The sequence below is a fragment of the Psychrobacter sp. GW64-MNA-CIBAN-0177 genome, from assembly GCF_040309585.1.
In the GTDB taxonomy this organism is placed as follows: domain Bacteria; phylum Pseudomonadota; class Gammaproteobacteria; order Pseudomonadales; family Moraxellaceae; genus Psychrobacter; species Psychrobacter okhotskensis.
In genome coordinates, this window is sequence record NZ_JBEOOY010000349.1 from 1 (window position 1) to 261 (window position 261).

General features: G+C 43.7%; 1 protein-coding gene. It reads left to right on the top strand.

Annotation, left to right across the window (positions count from 1 at the left end; genetic code table 11):
- The coding region (locus tag AAEY79_RS15395; RefSeq protein WP_352289390.1) for a sigma 54-interacting transcriptional regulator at positions 1 to 261 on the top strand (261 nt) is incomplete at both ends.

Sequence of the window (261 nt, forward strand, 5' to 3'; positions counted from 1 at the left end):
GCGGTACTTTATTTTTAGATGAGCTAGCAAACACCTCCGAAATGGTACAAGAAAAACTGCTACGCGTAATAGAGTACGGTGAATTTGAGCGTGTAGGGGGTAAACAAACAATAAAAGTAGATACGCGTTTAGTGTGCGCTACTAACGAAGATTTACCTTATTTAGCACAGCAAGGTGAGTTTAGAAGCGATTTGCTCGACCGCCTGGCTTTTGATGTAATAACCCTTCCCCCACTGCGTGAACGCCAAGGCGATATAATGC